Here is a 15,813-nt window from a genome sequence, read left to right as displayed (position 1 = left end):
GTTTGTATTAAGATTAATAATTAAGTATCAACTTATTTACAAAACAAAACACAGGGGTCTAAGGTTAGAATAGAAATCTACCCAAAGCAATAACTCCCGAAAGCTTTGTTTTTAAAACTTTCGGCAGGTCTTCTGACTCATTCCTCTTTCTAATCCTTCCCATCACTAATGACAGTGGAATACAACTAATAATTTAGAAAGATTTTCCGGCATTTTATCCGGAAAGAATTTACAGCAGCGGGAACTGTTCAGGGTTTACACCTGATTCCCTTTTAATACCATCCCAAGGAACAGTAACCGAAAATCGAGACAATGTTAACTTAAAAATTAGGATAACGTGCTATACTATGTATAAAAATTTTAGCTTTTTTGATTGTTATTGAGTGTATATGATGCGCAAAAACTATCTCAGCTTAAGCTCAAGAAGTAATTTAATCGATATTTTTTTGAGACCTAACGATCCTATCGCGATGATTAGTAAATGGGAACTTTTTATATGGATCATCGATTAAAAGCAGTAAATCAATGATTTATATAAGCATTCGCCTATTAATTCTTCATTCTGGTAGTTCAGGGCTTATTGCAAATCTTTAAAGCTTGGTCTTATAAAAATGAATTTATGTCTTTAAGTTTTTCAAAACTTCCGATAATACTTCAATATATTTTCTATTGTGCAATGATAGTATACCTCGAAAGAATGACAAGTATTCAGTTAAATAATTCCATAATATTATTTTTTTTAGACACTAGCGTAATTAAGGCTGTTAAATTCTAATAAAATACCAAATTAACTTCATTATAATGATTTTTATGTTAAAATAACAATCAACAACACTACAACGTTGTAGTTTTTGTTGTCCGTCGATTCACAGCTGTTGTTCGTCGATAATAATTTTTGAGATTTATAAGTATCAATAATTTCATTTTTGTAATAAAACGTTTTAGTAACATTTTATTATTTCCTTTTTTTCAAATTCTTAACCCAATTATGAAATTTTTAATCCAGATTTTTATGAGCAAACGACTATTTAGAGGGACGCTTATAGCGGTACTATTTTTATGTGCCCAGGTTTCCCTAGCCCAAGAAATTTCGATCTCAGGTACAGTAACCGATAATGCCGGTCCTGTCCCTGGAGCGAATGTAATTGTAAAAGGTACCACCAACGGTACACAAACCGATTTTGATGGTAATTTCTCTTTAAAAGAGGTGTCTTCAAATGCTGTCTTAGTAGTAAGCTTTTTAGGTTATGCCACGAAAGAAATTCCGGTTGATGGCCGTGAAGAAATCAATATTGTTCTGGAAACCGATCAGGAATCGCTAGACGAAGTAGTAGTAGTGGGATATGGTACCCAACGAAAATCAGATCTAACAGGTGCTGTATCTACTGTTAGCAGTAAGTCTATTCAGGAAATGCCGGTAACGAACCCTGAACAGGCACTTGCAGGGAAAGCAGCCGGAGTAAACATCAGTACAAATTCCGGTCGCCCAGGTGGAAACACCAATGTTAGAATTCGTGGTAATAATTCCATAAATGGAGATAACGGTCCATTATACGTTGTAGACGGTGTTATAGGAGCTGGTCCTATTAACTACCTCAATCCTAATGATATTGAATCCATCGATGTTCTAAAAGATGCTTCGGCTACCGCAATATACGGAGCCCGGGGAGCCAATGGGGTAATCGTAGTGACCACAAAAAGGGGAAGTTCTGGTGAAGGACGACTAAACTATAGCAGCTTTGTTACTATAGGTTCACTTGCTAATCGTGTGGATGTACTAAACGCCAGGGAATTTCTACAGGTAGAAATGAATTCCTATCAAAATGCTGAAAAATATGATCCGGAGGGATGGGCCGCAGGTCGCTACGAAAATCCCATGAATTATAGAACTGATGATGCAGCCCGTCTTTTCGATGAGAATGGGAATCCTTTATACGATACCGACTGGCAAGATGAAGCCATGAGGACAACCGTTAGCACAAATCATAATCTTTCTTTCACCAAAGGAGATAAAGATAATTCGTACGGAATCTTCCTTAATTATGCGAATCAGGAAGGCTTGTTATTAAACTCTTATTTAAAGCGCTACTCTGGGCGATTTGTAACCGATAACAAAATAAATGACTGGTTAAGTGTTAGCGGAGGTATGACCTTTAACCACGTAGAAGAAAACCGAGTGGACGGAGGTGTTGGAGGATTAACCCCATTGCGTATGATCGTGGAAACCCTTCCAATTGTTCCCGTTCAGTACGAGGATGGTTCTTATGGCACTAATGCAGATTATCCAAACATGGAAGGAGGGGAAAATCCTGTAAATTTATTACGAAACAGAGAAAATATCTTTAAAACACAAACCTTCCTTGGAAATGTAGAAGCGCGAATATCATTTACTGATGATTTACAATTACGTAGCAATATAGGAGCAAACATTATAAATACCCAGGAAAGCTTTTACAGCGGCCGTAATCTAAGACAGTTAAGTGCCGATTTTGACGGGGAAGCTTCCATAAGAAATACACGTAGTAATTACTGGCAGTTTGAAAATTACCTAAACTATGAGAAACAATTTAACGAAGATCATAGGTTAACAGCACTTGCGGGTATTGGTTGGCAACAATATGATTATGCTACCTCCTATGCCGGTGCCAGAGGTTTTTCTGACGATTTTTATAAATATAATAATCTTTCAGTAGGCGCAAATCCGTTAACCCCTCAGTCTGAAGTTTACAAATGGGCAATGAATTCTTATTTCGGAAGGGTAAATTATAGCCTGATGAATAAATACCTATTTACAGTTACAGGACGATTGGATGGTTCCTCTAAATTTGGTAGTGATAATAAAAGAGCTTTTTTCCCATCTGCCGCATTTGCCTGGAAAGTTTCTGAAGAAAATTTTCTTGAAGACAGTAATACCATTTCAAATTTAAAATTACGTACCAGTTATGGTGAAACCGGAAACTCTGAAATAGGAGTTTACCAATCTCTTGCTACCATGAGTTCCAATGTGGCTATCCTTGGCGGTGAAAGAGCACCAGGGGTTGGTATAGGAACACTTCCAAACCCTAATCTTAAATGGGAAAAAACTGCACAAATAGATTTTGGTATCGAACTAGGTTTGTTTAGAAACCGAATCGAATTACAAACCGATGTGTATTATAAGAAGACCACAGACATGCTGTTAAATGCACCAGTACCTTTTTCCAGTGGTTTTTCTAACATCTATACAAACATAGGAAGTATGGAAAATAAGGGACTGGAAATAACCCTGGACACCAGAAATATTCAGACTGACAATTTTAGCTGGACCACCACTTTTAATATCTCATTCAACAGAAACGAAATATTAGCCCTGGGAGAAGCTAATGACGATATTTTCCCCGGACCTTATTTTCTATCAAACACCAATGTCTTAAGAGTAGGAGAATCTGTAGGATCCTTTTACGGACTTATTCGCGAAGGGACCTGGGGACAATCTGAAGCTGCAGAAGCTGCCGAATATGGAGACCTACCCGGAGATGTGAAACATACCGACATCAATGGAGATGGTGCTATTAACGATGCAGACAGAGTGATAATGGGAAATGGTTATGCCGATGGATTTGGAGCCTTATTTAACACATTCACTTATAAGAACTGGGATTTAACCCTGGACCTCCAGTTTATGTATGGAAACGATATTTTAAACCTTTCCAGACACTCTGGAGAAGACAGAACCGGGCAGGCGAACAGTTACGCTACTGTACTAAATGGATGGACGCCCGATAATCAAAATACTTTAATTGCTCAAAACAGGCCCGCCAGAGCCAATTATACCTCGACCGTAGATACCAGAATGGTGGAAGATGGATCTTTTATTCGTGGCAGGAACCTGATACTGGGATATAACTTTTCGTCAGATGTTTTAGAACGTATTCATGTGAACCAGCTTAGACTCTATGCATCAATGCAGAATTTCTTCCTGATCACCGACTATACAGGATATGATCCAGAAGTAAGTACCTATGGGAATGCATTTGCACAGGGAATAACATTCTTTGGTTATCCAAAACCTAGAAACTTTACGCTAGGATTAAACATTAGTTTATAAATTTTAATAACAGCAGTATGAAATTTAATTATAGATTATCCTTATATACCGGTCTAATGACCGCATTGCTATCACTAAATAGTTGTTCTGACTTTTTGGAAGAAGAAAATAAATCCAATTATACCCAGGAAAATTATTTCCAAACCCCAGAACATGCTGAATCTTCCATTAACACCTTATACGAGCAGCTACGCTTTATCACCTCTGGGGCCGGAACCTATGGAGAGAGTCCTTTTATGGCCCTGGAATTCCCAACAGGTCTACTAAATACAGAAGTAGGACAAAGTCAATTTAACCGGGATCTTCGTACCCTCTCTACCAATGCAGAGAACAACTATTTTAGTGTATGGTGGCAAAATAGCTATGAAGCAATAGCCAATGCCAATTTGGCGATTCAAAGGATTCCGGAGATTCAGATGAATGAAACTGATCGTGAACACTTTGTGGCCGAAGCAAAATTTATGCGTGCTTTTCACTATTTTAATCTTGTTAGAATGTTTGGTGACGTTCCATTGATCCTAGAACCTGTAGATGCCGGTTCAGAATTGCTTTATCCTGAACGAACAGATAAAGCTGAAGTATACGCAACTATCGTCACTGATCTTCAGGAGGCCGAAGCTGCCGATCTGCCAGGAACAAATACCAGGGGTAGGGTTACCAGTACGGCCGTAAAAACAATGTTAGCCGATGTGTATCTTACCATGGCCGGATATCCATTACAGGCCGGAGATGAATATTATGAAATGGCAGCGGAAAAGGCAAAAGAAATTATTGACGCTGGAAATTATTCCCTTTTCGATAATTATGACGCGCTTCATGATCCGGCTATAAAAAACACAGGAGAACTAATTTTTCAAAGCCAGTACCTTGCCGGTGCTAATATCACCAATGCAGTAACTCAATGGTTATTGCCAAGAGCTCGTAATATTTCTGCATATGCAGACGAATTTGGAGTAATGTTTCCTACCCGGGCTTTTCTAGATACTTATCAGAATGATGACAGGCGAATTGAAGAAGAAGAATTTTACTATACCTCTTATCCTTCTTATGAAAATTCCGATCAGATTGTAGATTTTGGAACGCCATATATTTACAAGTTTTTTGATGAAGACGCGGTCTTAAGAAGTGCGCAAAGTGAATTAAACTGGACTTTCTACAGATATGCGGAAATTTTATTAATTTACGCGGAAGCAGGTTTCGAAGCCTACGGTGCAACTCCTGAAGTATTAGCTGCAATTAATCAAATCAGGGATCGCGCCGAATTACCTGATTTTGATGCAAGCATCACGGCAGAAGATATCTGGACGGAAGGCTTACATGAACTGGCTTTTGAGAATAAATACTGGTTCGACATGCTAAGAAGACGCCAGGTATTAAATACAGAAACCGGTAACTGGGAGAATTTTGTAGGTCATTCATTTTCTTATGGCCCTACCCTAACCGAGAAGTATTTATTATTTGCGATACCTCAGCGTGAGATTGATAATAACCCCAAACTGGAACAAAATCCAGGTTGGTAGAACTTTATATCTATGTCATTTCAAATAAAAAAAACAGCCAAAACCTACGATGTATGCATCGTAGGTTCTGGTGCTGGTGGAGGTATGGCAGCCAAAGTACTGGCCGATGCCGGTTTTAAAATTGCCATGCTGGAAGCCGGTCCTGATTTTGATCCAAAAAATCCCGATCAAAGAACCCAGTTACGATGGCCCTGGGAGTCCCCAAGAAGAGGAGCCTCTACTACACGACCATTTGGAGATTTCGATATGGCCTATGGAGGCTGGGAACTTGATGGAGAACCTTATACCAAAGCCGCAAATACCGAATTCGACTGGTTTCGCTCCAGAATGTTAGGTGGTAGAACCAATCACTGGGGAAGAATATCCCTGCGTTTTGGCCCTTTGGATTTTAAAAGGAAAGACTATGATGGCAAGGGAGACAACTGGCCAATTGGTTATAAGGATGTACAGCCATATTATGATAAGGTAGATAAATTAATAGGTGTTTTTGGAACCAAAGAAAATATTCCTAACGAACCTGATGGTTATTTTCTCCCTCCACCAAAACCGAGATTGCATGAACTTTATATTCAGAAAGGTGCTGCTAAAAGCGGTATCCCAATGATTCCTTCTCGCCTTTCTATTCTTACACGAACGGTAAATAAGCAACGAGGGGCCTGTTTTTACTGTAGTCAGTGCTCCAGATCCTGCTCGGTTTATGGAGATTTCTCATCCTCATCAGTACTTGTAAAACCTGCGTTAGAAACAGGAAATCTGGATTTGTATGTAAACGCAATGGTGAGGGAAGTCATCACCAATGGCGAAGGAGAGGTTCAGGGAGTATCGTATATCGATAAAGAAGACCTTAAAGACTACACGATTAAAGCCCGTGTAGTCATACTGGCCGCTAGCGCCTGTAGCTCAGCAAGAATCCTTCTAAACTCAAAATCGGCTAACCACCCTGACGGCCTTGCCAATTCAAGCGGTGTGGTAGGACACTATCTTCACGATTCTACAGGTTCTTCCAGAATGGGATTTCTACCCGACCTTATGGATCGTAAAAGATACAACGAGGATGGTGTTGGAGGAATGCACCTGTATACGCCCTGGTGGCTAAACGGTAAGATGAATTTAGGATTTACTCGTGGATATCATATTGAATATTGGGGAGGTATGGGCATGCCTTCTTATGGTTTTGGTTTTAATACTACAGAACTGCAAAACATCACGGGTTCCACTAAAAGTGCCTATGGAAAAGGCTTAAAGAATGATATAAAACGCTTTTACGGTGCCACCTTTGGAATGGCAGGCCGTGGAGAAAGCATTCCCAGAAAAGAAAATTATTGTGAAATCGATCATCAGGTAGTAGATAAATACGGTATCCCTGTTTTAAAATTCAATTATTCATGGAGTGAAGAAGAGGTAAAACAGGCAGCCCATATGCAGGATACTTTTGAGGAGATCATCCATCAGATGGGCGGGGTACCACTGGGTAAAAAAGCAGGAAAAGAGACCAGTTATGGTCTTGAAAACCCCGGTCGTATTATCCATGAAGTGGGAACCACCCGAATGGGGAATGATCCAAAAACTTCGGTGGTTAATTCGTATAATCAGGCCCACGATGTTCCCAATCTTTTTATTATGGATGGTGGTCCTTTTGTTTCTCAGGCAGATAAAAATCCTACCTGGACGATACTGGCACTGGCATGGCGTGCATCAGACTATTTAACTCAGGAATTAAAAAATGGTAATATCTAAATTATGGATAGAAGAGAATCGCTAAAAAAAATGTTCATTGGTGGAGTAGCTTCCAGTGTTATGCTTAGTAGCTGTGTCCAGGAAAAAGAAAAACCCATTGAAAAAGGAGATATCATCGAAGAAGCTCCGGGTTATGGCCGTACACCTGCTGAAGCTTCCAGAGATGAAGCGCTAAGAAGCGAAAAATTCTTTAATGATGAAGAAATGGCAACGATTACCGTTCTTTCTGATATTATCATTCCTGAAGATGAAGATTCGGTAAGTGCATCCGCAACCGGCGTGCCCTCATTTATAGAATTTATGGTGAAGGATATCCCCGCCTTACAACTTCCCTTAAGAGGTGGTTTAATGTGGCTAAACCGGGAGAGTCATAAAAGATTTGATAAAGGGTTTATCGACATTTCTGAAGCGCAGCAAATAGAAATTATCGATACTATTGCTTATCCAGAAGACCACCTTAAAAATTCCCCGGGTCCTGTGTTTTTTGAAGAATTTAAAAAGTTAGTGATTACGGGATTCTTCACCAGCAAAGAAGGTATCGATTATCTGGATTACCAGGGAAACCGGCCAAATGTATGGGACGGAATCCCCGAAGAAGTACTACAAAAACACGGAATGCAATACGATGAGAAACTTCTAAAAGTGGCTATGGATCCCGAAACCCGACATGAGGTAATGAACTGGGATAACTATCTGCTTTAAGCTGTAGATATCAAATTTTTAATGTAAGAAGACTGAAGAAAACTTATTATTTTCAATAGTCCTAAAATAAAAGCCCCGTTATCATGACGATACGGGGCTTTTTAGCTGAAAAGAGAGATTTCAGCATAGATTAATAAGGATTAATAAATGATTGAAGCATTTCCCCTGTAATAACTGGATTGGCCCCCTCTTGCCCGGCTACCAGCGCGCCCATTGCACAAGCCTGATCGAGTGACTGTTGCGGTTCTTTTCCCTGCAACAGCTTGGCAATTAATGTTGCAAGAAATGAATCTCCTGCCCCAACGGTATCTTTTACCTGTACCTTGTAACCAGAATTATAATAGAGCTTTTTATTATGCAGAAACACGGCACCGTGTCTACCTTTAGTCACGCATATTGATGTTGCATTAGATTTTCCTGCAATAAAATGAAGATTTTGTTCCAGGGAATTATACTTAGAGCCTAGCAAAGCTGCAATTTCAAAAAGCTCATCATCATTGAACTTTATAAACTCTGCATGTCCTATCAATGACATCAATAATTCCTTTGAATAATGTGGAGGTCTCAGGTTAAAATCCAGCACACGAAACTTAGCTTTCTTAATAAGCTTGAACAAAGTACCTCTACTTATCTCATCACGGCAAACTAAACTTCCGAATATAAAAACATCTGCATTTAAGACAGATTCAGACATTTCATCTTTAAGCTCGATCTTATCCCATGCTGAAGGATATTCAATTTTATAAGTAGCAGATCCATTGGCAGAAAGGCTAACATTTACAATCCCGGTATTATGCTTTTCATCTTGTAAAATATTCCCGGTTTCTATATGTCTTGAGTTAAGATAGCTAAGCAATTCATCTCCTTTTTCATCCACACCAACCTTACTAATCATCTCTGTCTCTATCCCCATACTGCTTAGTCTGCTCGCTACGTTTAATGGTGCACCACCTATTCTTTCTTTCGCAGGAAAAACATCATAAAGGATTTCTCCAAAACACACTGCTTTTATTTTTTTTGTTATCATTTCTTGATTAAGAATTTAAAAAGGGAATACTATTTTCACGTAAATATCTTCGGAGCAAGCCCCGAAGCATTTAATTTGAAGATGATATTTTTATTTCGAGGGAGCATTTACTCTCGATTATCGAGTAAAAAAACACGAGGCAAACCCCGTGTTTTTAAAGCAATCCAAAACAATCATCAACAATTAATATCCAGCGTTCTGAACGTAAAGTCCGCCTGTAAAATCAATTTCACGTTGTGGGATTGGATAATATTCATCTCTCCCTGCTGTAAATACTGCGTTGGCTAAAAAGTCTCTTTTAGTCTTTTCTTCATCCAGGTAAGCATTCAGCGTTTCTTCGGCTTCGCCCCATCTCACCAAATCAAAAAATCGTGGCCCTTCCATTCCAAATTCAAGCCTTCTCTCAAATTTTAGTGCTTTCCAGGCAAATTCTTTATTCGGGAAAGAGGTATATAATCCTACATTGTAGATATCTGAAGCTCCGGCAGCAATCGGTTTTTGTGTACTCGCAGCGGCTCGTTCTCTAACTTTATTTATCAAAGGCAATGCTTCAGTATATCGATCTAACTGAATAAGGGCTTCCGCTTTAAATAAAAGTACATCTGCATATCTAATAAATATTACGTTTCTTGAAGTTCCAACAAAAGGACCTTCTTTTATATAGCAGGAACAGTCTGGCGCTTGCTGTTCCTTCATATTTCCAAAGAAACCATAAACTCCCGGATCTCGTGCCCAACTAAACTTATAGATCATATCCCCCTGTTCACTCACGGTATTTCGATATTTAAAAGGGCGCCCTGGTATTCCTACCGTATGATCCAATCTAGGATCTACGGTTAAGCCTGAAGATACGGCTACAGTTCCGTCTGCCTGAACATTGTTGAGTATATCTGATTGATTGAAGGAATCTAATAAAGGCAGGCCATTTGCATCTGTTCTAAATGAATTTACCATATTCTGACTGGCGAGATGAAAGCCGCAACATCCATAAAGTCCGGTGCCATGAGGAGAATTTAAACCTGTAACGAAGCTTACCCTTCCAACTCTGGTACCATCATTAATAGAGAATTGTGCTGCCAAATAGATTCTGGGCCATTTTCATAATCCACAAGAAAATTATTCGCGTAATCGGGCTCAAGACTACCAATAACCTCATCTGTATAGTTTATAACTTCCTGAAGCAAAGAGCTATTTATGCTAACTACCTGATTGTTTTCGTCCTGCTCATAAGCCTGGTATAACTTAGTTTTAGCCAGATAGGCAGCAGCGGCACTCCTGTCTGCACGCCCAACTTCATCCTGCTCCTCCGGCAAATTATTATAGGCAAAAAGAAAATCGTCAGCGATCATATTCCATAATTCATTATTTGGCAGATCATTTCCTGTATCGGCAATTTCATCTTTGGTAAGATCTTCAGTGATATAAGGAATCTTTTTGAATATTCTTTTCAGCATGAAATGGCAATGAGCACGCAAAAACCTCAACTCTCCCTGTCGGGTCGTTTTTACTTCGTACTCGGCTTCAGGAATATCATTTATTACGCTTAACGCAAAATTTATTCTGGAGATCGCTTTGTAATAATTGGTCCATGTTCTTGGTGCCATCAATTCTCCCTGATCTGGAACCGTTAGATAATATTGTTCATACCTATCAACCTCGCCAACATCACTTCGGCCTCCTCCTCCTTTATAGGAATCATCAGAGCGAACACTCCCATACACCCACATGTGGGTTAAAGGACCTATCATATCATCATTGGCAATTCCTGCATAAGCAGCAATCACAAGAGATTCAGCATTTTCAGCTGTTGCTACATTTTCGTTGGAAAGCACTCCTTCTGGTTTATATTCTAAAAAATCTTCTGAGCAGGATATTAAAAAACCAGAAAGCAACAATCCTGTTATGATATATTTTATATTTTTCATGAGTATCATTTTTTAAAAATTCATGTTTAGGCCAACAGAAAACACCGTTGGTACTGGGATTCTATTCACATCTGTTCTTTCAGGATCTGAACCTATATAATCATTAGGTGTAAACCATAACAAGTTCTCTCCCTGTAGATAGATTCTAAAGCTCTCTAAAACACCAATTTTTTCAATTAAAGTGTCGGATAGGGAATATCCCAGCTGCGCATTTCTAATCTTGAAATATGAATTGTTACGGAACAAATAATCTGAAGTTCTCAAATCATTAAAGGCAAGCGATAAAGATGGAATATCGGTATTGGTATTATTTGGTGTCCAGGCGTCTAGCACTCCCATTCCTGCATTTTCCCTACCCTGAACAAAATTGTTCCAGGATATGTAAGGATCCTGACCAATTCTCCCCGTCACTCCAGATCCAAATACCGAGAAATCCCAGTTCTTATAACCAAGATTTATTCTTATACCATATTCTAAATCTGGTAAGGTTGTTCCTATAAAATCACGGTCATCTGTATCTATAACATTATCTCCATTAAGGTCTTTAAATTTGATACCTCCCGGGCGAGCCCCAACTTGTTCTGGCGAGCTATCTATATCTTCCTGACTTTGGAAGAGACCATCAGATTTATAGCCAAATATCGAAAATTGAGAATGTCCCAATATAGAATTTTGTGCCGTTCCCGGGAATCCTGCCCGTACTTCTTCTGGAAGAAAAGTGATCTCGTCCCTAAAAGAAGAGAAATTAGTTGAAACTGAAAAAGTAAGTTCATTTTCGAAGGTAGTACTATACGCAAGGGCAAACTCCCATCCTCTGGTTTTGGTTGTTGCACCGTTTAAAACCCGTTGCTGACCTTCCCCAAGTACTGAGGGAATTGGAGGCGTGGTTAAAATATCTACCGTTTCCCTGGTAAAATAGTCAAAAGAACCACTTAATTTATTATCAAAAAGTCCAAAATCTACCCCAAAGTTCCATTCTTTGGTCGTTTCCCATTTAAGATCTGGATTCTCTGCCTGCACAGAAACAAAACCAGAGGGTAAATTTCCTGTATTATTACCATTAATATCATAAGCAGTACCTATATTATAATATTGCTCAAAGAAACCACTGGCATATTGCGAAAGTGTTGAGCCATATCTTGCTTCATATAGTCCGAATCTGGCAAGATCGCCAATAGACTGATTCCCCACTTCTCCATAACCTGCTCTTAATTTTAAATTGGTAATGGTTTCTATTTCATTAAAAAAGTCTTCATTACTTATCCTCCAACCTGCTGTTACCGCCGGGAATACTCCATATCGATTATTCTTTCCAAACCTGGAAGAACCATCTCTACGCACTGTAACAGAAGCTAAATATCTATTACTAAAAGAATAATTTATTTTACCAAACTGAGACAGTAATCGGTTACCAGAAGAGCTTCCGTTAGCCGTTCTTGCGCCTGTCCCGGCATCCAATACAAAATAAGATTCTTCTTCTACGGCAAAACCTTCAGCTCTTGCAAGAACACTGTCAAAATCATTTTTAACTGACTCCACTCCCAGAAGTACCCCAAAGTTATGATCTCCTAGTTCCAGTTCATAATTTAGCGTATTTGTAAACACCACACTGGTGTATTTATTGGTATCAAAAGTCAGGCTGTTATTCGTTCTGGTAATAAAGCCGTTATTTACGCGTGGTTCTATATCTTTTCTTTTAAAATCATTAAAGTCTACCCCCAAACTAGATCTAAAGCTTAGATTTTCTAAAAGATCGGCTTCTACATAAATGTTTCCAAAGAAATTATTTTTCTCTGTATTATCCCATCTATTTAAATATTGTATCAATACAGGGTTGTTCCTATCTGAATATCCTGCTCCAATGGGTCCTGCAAAATCCCCATTACTATCATATACGGGTATTGTTGGTGCCAGAGATACCGCTAAACCGGGAGTTGGTGCACTTCCCACATCTGGAGATGCCAGTGTTTCATCTGAAGTTGAGAATTGTGTATTTACACCAACACGTACCTTATCATCAAAGAGATTTGCACTTGCATTGATCCTGGCCGTTAAACGATCATAATTGGTGTATTTAAGAATCCCAGTATTTTTAAGGTGCCCAAGATTTACCAGAAATGACGATTTTTCGGAACTAGCAGCAACAGTTAGCTCATTATTATAAACATATCCTGTTTCGTAAGTTGCTTCCTGCCAGTCTGTATCTCCCGCCGGAACCGTCTCATCTCCACCCACAAAAGGTCTTACGGTAACGCTATTTAGTACAGGATTTTGGAAATCATTATTCCAGTCGAAATTATAGATCTCACCATAGCCTGATGCAGGATCGGCACCATCATTTACAGAAGCCCTCCATAAAACCTGTCCTCGTTGAACCGAGTTAAGCATATCATAACGCTGTTGTTTTTCAGATTGTACAGAAAAATTTGAATTAAAACTTACACTTACTTTTTCTGCACGCCCGGCCTTATTCTTGGTTGTCACCACAATTACACCATTCCCGGCCCTTGCTCCGTAAAGGGAAGAGGCAGAAGCATCCTTAAGTACCTGGATAGATTCAATAGCATCTGGATTTATAGAAGAAAAAATTTCCTGTCGCTGTGTAGGGACTCCATCTATTACATAAAGTGGATCATTGTTCCCTAAAGTGGTTATACCTCTAATAAGCACCCTGCTACTTGCTCCCGTAGGATCTCCAGATTTTTCCACAAAAAGGCCAGGAACCCTTCCCTGTAGCGCCTGCATAGTATTTCCTGAACTTCTACTTTGTCCTTCTATAGGACCTGTTTGAACAACCGTTATGGCTCCGGTTACATCTACCTTTCTTTCCCTGGAGTATCCTGTTAATACAACTTCGTCCAGTAAGGCAGAATCTGCCTTTAAGGCTACATCTATTTTTGTATTACCATTTACGGGTATTTCAGTTTCGCTGTATCCAACAAACGTGAAGACCAAAATGCCATCTTCAGGAACATTTTTTAAGATGTAATTCCCATCAAAATCGGTAGATGTTCCATTACTTGTTCCTTTTACAAATACAGATGCGCCGGGAAGAAGCATTCCTTCCTCTGCTGTGGTTACTGTTCCTGATACTTCAATCCCCTGTGCCGAAAGAAAATTCAGCGAGAGTAGGAACATAAAAAATAAAATCGAATTTAATTTCATAATGTTCATTTTAGTTAAATGTTAGTTGGTAGGCTTCTATTTCATTTAGGGTAAACGGGACATCCATTGATTGTACTGAAAGCGTTTCCCAGGGACGATTTGGGAAGAAAATTTCAGTCATCACTGTTTTTCCTTCATCAAAGAATAATTCAATAGAAGTTCTGTCTATTATGATCGCTCCATCAAATTTATTTGCCGTTGAAATTCGTGGTGCTGTTGATATTTCTGAAGTGAATTCTTTAGAGAAATCTGTCTGACCTGCTTTAGATCTATTGATAAAAAACTCGTTGTTGGAGTGATCATATCCAAAAAGAAGCTCATCTCCTACTGAATTTGAAAGTTTAAATTGGTATGTCGTTTTCTGTAAATCAGAAATTTCAAATCTTATTTCTACACTGCTAAGCGCAATTTTTTCAGCATTAATGATCTTGGTTAATCCATCAATCTGAACATTTTGAGCTTTATATTTTTTACTACGATAGCTTCGCAACTCTTTTACCGGCACTGAGCTAATAAGGTATTTACCATCCAGTTTTTCAAGTTTTAGCTCTCGAGCAACAGTCATGGCACTACGCCAGGTTTCTGTAGGTACTTTTTGCGCATATTCCCAATTGGACATCCATCCCAAAAACAATACTCTTCCGTTCTCCTCAGGAATATTAGCCCAGGTAACACCCGCATAATTATCTTTTCCGAAATCTATCCAGTACGGGTGATTCGAGTCCAGATTACTCATTTGTTCTACCGGAGTAAATTTTTTACCGTCAAAATCACCAATAAAATATTGCGTTCCAGATCCTCCATTATATCCGCCGGGATTAAGACTTTGAATTAGTACCCATTTTACCTCATCGGTACCTTCTACATACATTGGGAAGAAATCTGGGCATTCCCAAACTCCCCCATGTGCCCCAATACCTTCACCAAATTCAGATTGGCGAGTCCAGTTTTTAAGGTCTTTAGAAGCATAAAATAGTGTTTTATCGTGTGCGGCCAAGACCATAATCCACTGTTGGTGAATTCCATCCCAGATCACTTTTGGATCCCTGAAATCCTTAATACCAGGATTTTCAATTACCGGATTCGCCTCATATTTAGTCCAGGTTTGACCTTCATCCAGACTGTATGCGATGGCCTGCGACTGGTAATCTATAGCTCCTTTTTCTTCTCCTTTTGGATCATGGTAAGTAAACATGGCTACAATTGGGGTTTTACCATCTTTACCAAAACCCGATGTATTGTTTTTATCTACTACGGCACTACCAGAGAAAATATATCCTTTCTCGTCTGGGTAGATCGCGATTGGCTGTTCTTTCCAAGAAATCATATCGCTGCTAATGGCATGGCCCCAATGCATAGGCCCCCAAACATTATCATCTGGATAATATTGAAAAAACAAATGAAAATACCCGTTAAAGTAAAACATACCGTTAGGGTCGTTCATCCAGTTATTTTTGGGGGTGAAGTGAAAATTAGGCCTAAAATCCTCATCTTTCTGAATCTCGACAGAAGTCATTTTTGTTTGATCTTTTATAGGTGCTGCATGCTCTTTGGTTTCTTTACATGACGTAAAAAAGCTAACAGGAATGATCATATAGACTAATAAGTAGACTATTTTTTTCATATTTGATTCGTTGTTAATTGGTTTAT

9 protein-coding genes and 1 riboswitch are annotated in these 15,813 nt (G+C 39.0%); of the genes, 4 read left to right on the top strand and 5 right to left on the bottom strand.

What is annotated here, in order from left to right:
* Positions 1 to 105: 105 nt before the first annotated feature.
* A riboswitch (cobalamin riboswitch) is annotated at positions 106 to 317 on the bottom strand.
* Between the two features lie 695 nt (positions 318 to 1,012).
* Genes AC13DP_RS16750 through AC13DP_RS16735 form a run of 4 tightly spaced genes read left to right on the top strand, consistent with a single transcriptional unit; the run spans position 1,013 to position 8,046 of the window.
* Complete coding sequence (locus AC13DP_RS16750; RefSeq protein WP_483068146.1) at positions 1,013 to 4,087, top strand: SusC/RagA family TonB-linked outer membrane protein; 3,075 nt, start codon at positions 1,013 to 1,015, stop codon at positions 4,085 to 4,087.
* Positions 4,088 to 4,104: 17 nt separating this feature from the next.
* Positions 4,105 to 5,607 (top strand): RagB/SusD family nutrient uptake outer membrane protein, encoded by a 1,503-nt coding sequence (locus AC13DP_RS16745; protein ID WP_272957612.1) that lies wholly within the window; start codon positions 4,105 to 4,107, stop codon positions 5,605 to 5,607.
* 12 nt (positions 5,608 to 5,619) lie between these two features.
* Complete coding sequence (locus AC13DP_RS16740) at positions 5,620 to 7,344, top strand: GMC family oxidoreductase (protein ID WP_273300303.1); 1,725 nt, start codon at positions 5,620 to 5,622, stop codon at positions 7,342 to 7,344.
* Positions 7,345 to 7,347: 3 nt separating this feature from the next.
* Positions 7,348 to 8,046, top strand: coding sequence for a gluconate 2-dehydrogenase subunit 3 family protein (locus tag AC13DP_RS16735; RefSeq protein WP_483068145.1), 699 nt, complete (start codon positions 7,348 to 7,350; stop codon positions 8,044 to 8,046).
* Positions 8,047 to 8,176: 130 nt separating this feature from the next.
* On the opposite strand, the gene AC13DP_RS16730 is transcribed toward AC13DP_RS16735, so the two are convergent.
* The 5 genes from AC13DP_RS16730 to AC13DP_RS16710 all read right to left on the bottom strand — a co-directional run bounded on the left by AC13DP_RS16730 (position 8,177) and on the right by AC13DP_RS16710 (position 15,787).
* The gene (locus AC13DP_RS16730) at positions 8,177 to 9,073 is read right to left on the bottom strand and encodes a carbohydrate kinase family protein (protein WP_483068144.1); all 897 of its coding nucleotides are present in this window, start codon (positions 9,071 to 9,073) and stop codon (positions 8,177 to 8,179) included.
* Between the two features lie 183 nt (positions 9,074 to 9,256).
* Positions 9,257 to 10,153: a RagB/SusD family nutrient uptake outer membrane protein gene (locus AC13DP_RS16725; protein WP_483068143.1), complete on the bottom strand. Its 897-nt coding sequence runs from the start codon at positions 10,151 to 10,153 to the stop codon at positions 9,257 to 9,259.
* Positions 10,105 to 10,998, bottom strand: a complete 894-nt coding sequence (locus AC13DP_RS16720; protein ID WP_483068142.1) for a RagB/SusD family nutrient uptake outer membrane protein — start codon at positions 10,996 to 10,998, stop codon at positions 10,105 to 10,107. The genes AC13DP_RS16725 and AC13DP_RS16720 overlap by 49 nt, the downstream gene beginning before the upstream one ends.
* A gap of 12 nt (positions 10,999 to 11,010) precedes the next feature.
* Positions 11,011 to 14,163, bottom strand: coding sequence for a SusC/RagA family TonB-linked outer membrane protein (locus AC13DP_RS16715; RefSeq protein ID WP_483068141.1), 3,153 nt, complete (start codon positions 14,161 to 14,163; stop codon positions 11,011 to 11,013).
* A gap of 10 nt (positions 14,164 to 14,173) precedes the next feature.
* Entirely contained in the window at positions 14,174 to 15,787 is a 1,614-nt protein-coding gene (locus AC13DP_RS16710; protein ID WP_483068140.1) for a glycoside hydrolase family 32 protein, read from the bottom strand.
* Positions 15,788 to 15,813: the final 26 nt, after the last annotated feature.

The organism is Zunongwangia sp. L-65 (genome assembly GCF_056859415.1).
This window is presented reverse-complemented; position numbering and strand designations above follow the sequence as displayed.